Annotated in this window: 7 protein-coding genes; 5 read left to right on the plus strand and 2 right to left on the minus strand. The window is 51.1% G+C overall.

The window, feature by feature from the left end:
• The first annotated feature begins 604 nt into the window (after nt 1-604).
• Entirely contained in the window at nt 605-1570 is a 966-nt protein-coding gene (locus CB0205_RS15510; RefSeq protein ID WP_010317618.1) for a sensor domain-containing diguanylate cyclase, read from the plus strand.
• Between the two features lie 58 nt (nt 1571-1628).
• Here the strand turns inward: CB0205_RS15510 and CB0205_RS0111825 are convergent, their stop codons facing one another.
• Nucleotides 1629-2096, minus strand: coding sequence for an Hsp20/alpha crystallin family protein (locus tag CB0205_RS0111825; RefSeq protein ID WP_232197320.1), 468 nt, complete (start codon nt 2094-2096; stop codon nt 1629-1631).
• Nucleotides 2097-2259: 163 nt separating this feature from the next.
• On the opposite strand from CB0205_RS0111825, the gene CB0205_RS15515 reads away from it, so the two are divergent.
• The 3 genes from CB0205_RS15515 (at nt 2260) to CB0205_RS15525 (ending at nt 4589) form a co-directional block, all read left to right on the plus strand.
• A complete protein-coding gene (locus CB0205_RS15515) occupies nt 2260-3498 on the plus strand; it encodes an RtcB family protein (protein ID WP_156797959.1) in 1239 nt (412 codons plus the stop codon).
• Between the two features lie 689 nt (nt 3499-4187).
• Nucleotides 4188-4352 carry a hypothetical protein gene (locus CB0205_RS15720; protein WP_010317628.1) on the plus strand — a complete coding sequence of 55 codons (165 nt, stop codon included), beginning with the start codon at nt 4188-4190 and terminating at the stop codon, nt 4350-4352.
• Between the two features lie 87 nt (nt 4353-4439).
• Entirely contained in the window at nt 4440-4589 is a 150-nt protein-coding gene (locus CB0205_RS15525) for a chlorophyll a/b-binding protein (RefSeq protein ID WP_029626363.1), read from the plus strand.
• A gap of 822 nt (nt 4590-5411) precedes the next feature.
• On the opposite strand, the gene CB0205_RS0111865 is transcribed toward CB0205_RS15525, so the two are convergent.
• On the minus strand, nt 5412-5588 hold the full coding sequence (locus tag CB0205_RS0111865) for a hypothetical protein (RefSeq protein ID WP_156797962.1): 177 nt from the start codon (nt 5586-5588) through the stop codon (nt 5412-5414).
• Between the two features lie 260 nt (nt 5589-5848).
• Between CB0205_RS0111865 and CB0205_RS0111870 the strand changes: the two genes are divergently transcribed.
• A complete protein-coding gene (locus CB0205_RS0111870; protein WP_010317633.1) occupies nt 5849-6472 on the plus strand; it encodes a response regulator transcription factor in 624 nt (207 codons plus the stop codon).
• Nucleotides 6473-6474: the final 2 nt, after the last annotated feature.

The raw sequence follows: 6474 nt of genomic DNA on the forward strand, positions 1-6474 counted from the left end.
ATGCGGATCTGCTGCAAAGTTGCTACGACCTACCTCGCAATTGTGCATTCTGAGGCCTAGTCGATGTGGCTTGCCTCATGCTGGCGCACCTTTGCCTCCTCATTCTTGCGATTACTCCCCTTGGCTTTCACTCTGTAGTCACAGTAAGTGATCTATTGCATTTATCTTCACTTTATATTGTTGTCCTCTCACCCAATCTGCTGCTGATCTGACGCACTACGTCATCGGCTCTTGAATCAACATATTGAATGTACGCCGTACTTACCACTTGTTGATCTGACAACCAAGCGCCCTGATCTGCATGGGCCGATTTCCTTGACTCTTGACAATGAGGAGGACTCCTCTTGCACTTCATCACTGGAAAATCAAATCATGCTGTCTGCACATGTTGTCCGACTAACTCCTCTCAGGCTCTTCGCAGCAGTGGATCTCTCCTGTTTGGATAAGCCTGTTCTGCAGTTTTCTTTTACTCCACAGTCGCTAGGCCTATCTCAATGGCCTTCTCTCTTTGTTCTGAGTGTCTCTTTTTAGACATGACCCGCTCAATTGCTGGCGGTGGCCTTCATGAGAACGGCTCACGATGACCCCTTATCCCGACTTTCCCATGCCAGTCGATGAGGATCAAAGGTTGCGCGATCTTCAACGCCATGACCTCCTTGATACACCACCTGATCCCCATCTTCAGCGGTTAGTCAAGCTAGCCGCTGACGTGTTTCAGGTGCCTATCGCCTTGGTCTCGCTCGTTGATCAGAACCGCCAATGGTTTCTGGCACGTTATGGTCTCAACGCTACGGAGACCCCACGGCAAGCTGCTTTTTGTGCACACGCCGTCACCCAGAATTCAGTCTTGCTCGTACCCGATGCACTTCAGGACGATCGTTTTTCGAATAATCCACTGGTTTTAGGAGAGCCCTATATCCGCTTCTATGCAGGTGCACCTTTGCTCTCTCCTGATGGGCATAGGCTTGGCACGCTCTGTCTGATTGACCGTGACTCTCGTCCATTCGATGATCATCAGCAGACGATGTTGCAGCAAATGGCTGAACTTGTCATGCGTGAGATTGAACTTCGTCAGCAGAGTCTGCTTTGCCCTGTCACCCATCTTTTTACTCGCAATAGCTTTTTCCACCTCGCATCAATCGAACTGGAGGGTGCTCGTCGTAACGACATACCCCTGGCTCTTCTGAATCTTGATATCGATAACTTTAATCAAGTGAACAATCGCTGGGGGCACCAGGCTGCGGATCAGGTCCTTCTTGACGTTTGTAACTCCGTTAAGCAGCATCTGCGAATCGAAGACTTATTCGGACGGATTGTCGACGAAGAGCTCTCGGTTTTGTTTGTGAACGCCGATGAGTGTCATTCTCTTGCTCTGTCCGAATCAATACGACATGATCTTGAGATCCTTCCGGGCATCTTCGATCATTCTGATTACCGGCCACGAATCAGTGGAGGTCTCGTCAGCTTCTCTCCAGATGACACTGAATTTGCGGATCTTTTCGGTCGTGCTGATCAGGCTTTGTCAATGGCCAAAGGAAATGGCAGAAACCAGATTGTTCGGATTATTTGATGATCGATGGAGTGGCCGATGGGTTTTGATTCTCGACCACCCGCTTTGACGATGAACTCTATTGCTGCTTGGATTCTCCTATTGTCACCGGAACTTTCTGTGTTCTAGGCTTTTCAACATCACTTTTCTTGGCAATCGTTACGGTCAGTTCTCCATTCTCGTAGACAGCATTCACGGTATTTCCGTCTGCATCTTCCGGTAACGAAAAGCTTCTGCTGAAGGTGCCATGATAACGCTCAAGGCGGTGAATCCGAGACCGGCCCTCTAAGCTTTCACGTCCGCGCTGACCTTGGATGGTCAGCATCTCCCCATCGATGCCCACCGACAGTGCTTCCTTGTCTACACCTGGCATGTCGGCCTTTATCATATAGCTGTTGTCGCTTTCATGGATATCCACGCGCGGTCCAAACCCGCCAAGTGGTAGTGCAGGTGTGAATCGTGCATTCGACCAATTCAGAGCGCGATCAACGATATTCTCAATGTCCACTAATGAATCCCACTTGGTTAGATCCACTTGTTCCTCCAAGATGCAAGTATTTCCCTATCAAGGCTAACCCTTGATTGCGAATCGCATTCAGCTATTCACTTATGTGCTGCAGAACCTGCCCTAATCTGCTTCTGATGTGTAGCGTACTCGTTTTAGCCACTGCGTTTCGGTCACTCTTTCTTGTGTTGGATGGACGGCTTTGGTGGATCTCACTCATTGGAAGAAGATCGACCAGTACTGCTGGTCATATTCCGATGCTGCTTCATTCCCGTTGATTGCCTATGGGGACCAGCAGTGCGTTCTCCGCATGCATCCTCAGGTCCTTGAGCAGGCTTGGACTCTGTCTCAATTGCCTGGTCTTTCAACCCCTGTGATTCTGCTTCCCGATGCCCATCCAGGGTTTGCAATGCCCAACGGCTGTGTTGTCGGTTTCGATGCCAATCATGGCGGAGCGATCCTTTCCGGTGACATTCACCTTGATCATGCCTACGGCGTTCGCTGTCTAAAGACGGGGCTCCAACTTTCGCAACTTGAGCCACAGCTTGAGTCCCTATCCGAAACGTTGCAATCGGGCCTGGCTGCAGGATTGATTCAACGTGGTCTGGCCCATTGCAATCAAGACTCTTTTGATCTGATGTTGCGAAGTGGAGCCCATTGGGCTGTAGAGGAGGGTTGGGGTTTTCTTGAGGATCTTCAATTTTGCGAACATCTTGGCTTGATGCCTTCTGCTGACCCTTGCGCAGTCTCTGCTCATGCAAAAGACTACGTACAACAGCGTCTAAAACATTTTGGAAATGGTAATCACCATGTTGAACTTCATGTGGTAGATGATGTCTATGACCTTTCAATCGCATCCCATCTCGGCTTGCACGTCACCTCTATCGTTGTTGTGATCGAGGCTGGTTCAGCTGGCCTCAGTCAACAGACCTGTCGTGACAACCTTTCCGCACTGCATGGATTGACCTGGACACCGTTGCACTCAGAGTTAGGCCAACAGTTGCTCGCCTCCATCCATGCTTCTCTCAATTGCGCCCTTGCCTATCGACAGATCTTGACGCACCTCGTCCGAGAGGTCTTTCGCCAGTACTGGCCTGATCTCTTTCTGCCCCTACTTGTTGATGCTTCGCACAACAGTGTTCAGAAGGAATCCCACCTTGTCGGTCACGACCCCCGTCATCTTTGGGTTCAGCGCCAAGGTTCCACCCGTGCGTTCGGCCCCTGTCATGGCCACATCCCAGATCCGTACCGTCAGGTTGGTCAACCAGTTCTCTTGGGTGGGGGAATGGGATCTTTTACTGAGGTTCTCTGCGGTATTGATTCATCTGAACAGAGATCATTGTCTACGAGTTGTTGGAATATCAATGGATCGCTTCTCAGCGAGAAGGCTGGCTTGGTTAGGCGTGTCGCACGTCTAAGGCCCCTGCGTTGTATTCAAGGTTGACTCACGCGATTGAGCTGTGCTGCGGACCTGTTGCTTCGCTGCACATATTGATCGCTCTTGCTGCAACTACTGCCCGTCGCACTTCCTACCCGTCAGCATGACCTGACGTCTACCCTCTGCCTCCTTGTGTAGAACCTTTTGATAGGACGAACGCTCTTTTAAAACTCTCTCTTGAGTCTTGGTGCCAGTCCATTTGTCTTGTTGACCTTTCTCGCTGATTCTGGTTTCTCCTGTCTCTTCAATCGATTACCTCTTCTCCAGCGTTTCTCTTTTGAGGTCTCTTTCTTTGTCTAAGTTCCGCCGCGACATTGCCTTTGCTGGTCTCTTGACCATCTGCATCAGACTGCATCACCTAGCATCACCATGCATCGCTTAGCTTCCCAATGGCCGACGCACCTGGGTCCGCGATGGGCGATCGAGGTCGGCCCCCGTTGAAAGCAGAACCTCGCAAGCAGCTTTCGATGGTTCTGCCGCCAATGCTGCTTGATGCCATCAAGCAGCGCTCCAGAGAGCTCAGTCTCACCGTGACTGCGTACATCATTCAGCTGGTGAGGCAGGACCTCAACTGGAGCGGCATGGGTGATCCTTCTACCCTTGAACGCTTGGACCACATTGAGCAACGGCTCCGGTCGCTAGAGCATCACGATCAGGATCTATAGAATATGTAGACCCATGCCTGCTGCTTGCGCATGCCCCGGGCAAACCCGCAAAAGAATGTGCGCGCTTGCATCAGCATCCGTTCGGACATTCACGAACGTCTATCGACCCTGGCGGAGCAGGAGGGGCGCAGCTTCAGCAACCTGTGCGCCTATTTGCTTGAGCAGGCGATCGCCAGTTTGAAACAGGACGATTGAGTTTGCGGCACCTTTGAGTCATATTTGCTTTCTCTTCCGTCGAGTTCACGAACGTTGCTTTGACTGAGTTGGTTTCTTCATTGCTCAATGAACTCAATTCGCAACTGGGGTTTCACGGCCGAAGCTGAACTCCTGAATGGTCGTCTCGCAATGCTTGGGTTTGTGATCGCGATCGCTACCGAATTGCTTACCGGTAGTGGTGTTGCCCATCAGTTAAGGGCTCTATTGCCTCAGTAATCTCCCCTGACGACTTGCTTCACTGACGTGCTGTCTCTTTCGCTCGTCACACACGATGACCACTTACTCCACTACCAGATCTGCCTGAACAATGGATAACACTGACTGGGAAGTCGGATTCAGGGGGCTTGATTTTGATGAGCTCCTTAAAAATGATCAGGCCGCCACAACACTATGGTTTCTTGCGGGATACCTCAAGGGTATCAGTGACTGTAATGGTCTTCGCGATGGCGAGCGTTGCATGGTGCATGAACCGGATGGTAAGCCTGGCTGGAGTCTTAGTACTTCTCGATGATTTCTATTTTGCTTTGGCTTTCATTCCTAAGTGCTTTGGCACCATATCTTTTCCGTTTCGTCACCTCCTACTCACCACCAAGCCCTTTCGTCAAGGAATGACCTCTCTGCCTATCACGACGTCCTGCTATTCCCTACGAATCTCTTCCCTCCAGGGGCAGCTGATTCAACTTCTCGAGGAAGCTCGTCTTCAGCACTGCGCTCCTGAACGGCTCGAAACGCTGCAGGATCAGATGAAGCCGCTTTACCGATCTCTTTGGGCCATCTACTCAGAACTTGAGCAGGATGATGCCTGAATGATCGATGCTCCAAGTGCCAGTGTGCAGCCTTCTTAGCGAGTCTGTTTGCGCACCCGAGCCGTCGACATTCAACCTGTTTGCCCATCCCTTTTAGAACGTTCGCTCAGTCGCAATCCGCGATGGCAACTTCACAAGGAATGCCGTTACCATCAAATATCGCCGTACCTGACTTTCTCTTGCGTTGGTTCAACGCTGGAGTTGGAAATAGCCACGGTTCGTCTGGCCTCGATCAATTCTCGTGATCTTCGAGTGCATTCTCGAGTAAGTATGCAGCCAGGTTGCTGAGGGAGCGTCCCTCCTGCTGGCTGCGATCAACAAGTGCTTCGAGTGTCGAGTGAGCCACGGTGATTGTCAGCCGTTGACTCGATCGAAACATTAGGCGTTGGTGCTCGGCATAGATCGCCATCTGCACCTCCTTAAGACTTTCTTTAGTCTGGCTTTGTTGATATTTCCTGTTCAAGGTCCCAATTCAGGGCCATCTGTATTGGGACCCCCTTCGCAGCAGACTGCTGCAAATCTTTTCGGGTGATGGGCTGCCTACTGCCCCGTGATCTCTCTGTTCTCACTCAATTGTGCCATTCTCCTCGTCTCCGTAAATCATCCCACTATTGGGACATGACATCTGGCGCCTGATGATGTTGTATGATATCGAAGTGCACCCCAAGCTTGGACGTTATTGTTCTCGATGACCACCAGATGGTTGGTCAGGCCATAGCTGGGATCCTTTCAGAGGTCGCTGGCTTTAATGTTCTCGGGGTTAGCTGTACCGTTGATAATGCCTGCGATCTGATTCGCGCCTCTCCTCCAGATCTTCTTGTTATTGATGTCCAGCTTGGTGGCGATTCCTACCGCCCCGCTGCGGACCTCTTGCTTCAACTTAATCCCAACGCGGCGCTCCTTTTTGTGACTGCCCTGGCCGAAGAGTTTCTGGCGCCAACGGATCTACAGCCTTTCACAATCGGCATTGTCAATAAGTCACAGGCTTGGGACTCCATGCTCGAGGTTCTCCAGTCTTGGTGGCGCCACCGAACGGATGATCTCTATTTGCCTTTTCCGGGATGCGAGCAGCATCTTAAGGCGATCACTACCTTGAGCCCCAGGGAGCAGCGTGTCATCGAGGCCCTCGGCCGAGGCCTTCTTAATAAGGAAATAGCAGCAGACCTCAATCTGTCATTGGCTACCGTTGAGACTTATCGTAAAGGTGTTGCTTCTAAACTCGGAATCAGTGGTTCTGAACTTGTTCGGATTGCCACGCTTTATCGTTGTTGGCGCTGGGGGCGCATGGATTAGCT

It is taken from the genome of Synechococcus sp. CB0205 (assembly GCF_000179255.1).
Classification (GTDB): domain Bacteria; phylum Cyanobacteriota; class Cyanobacteriia; order PCC-6307; family Cyanobiaceae; genus Vulcanococcus.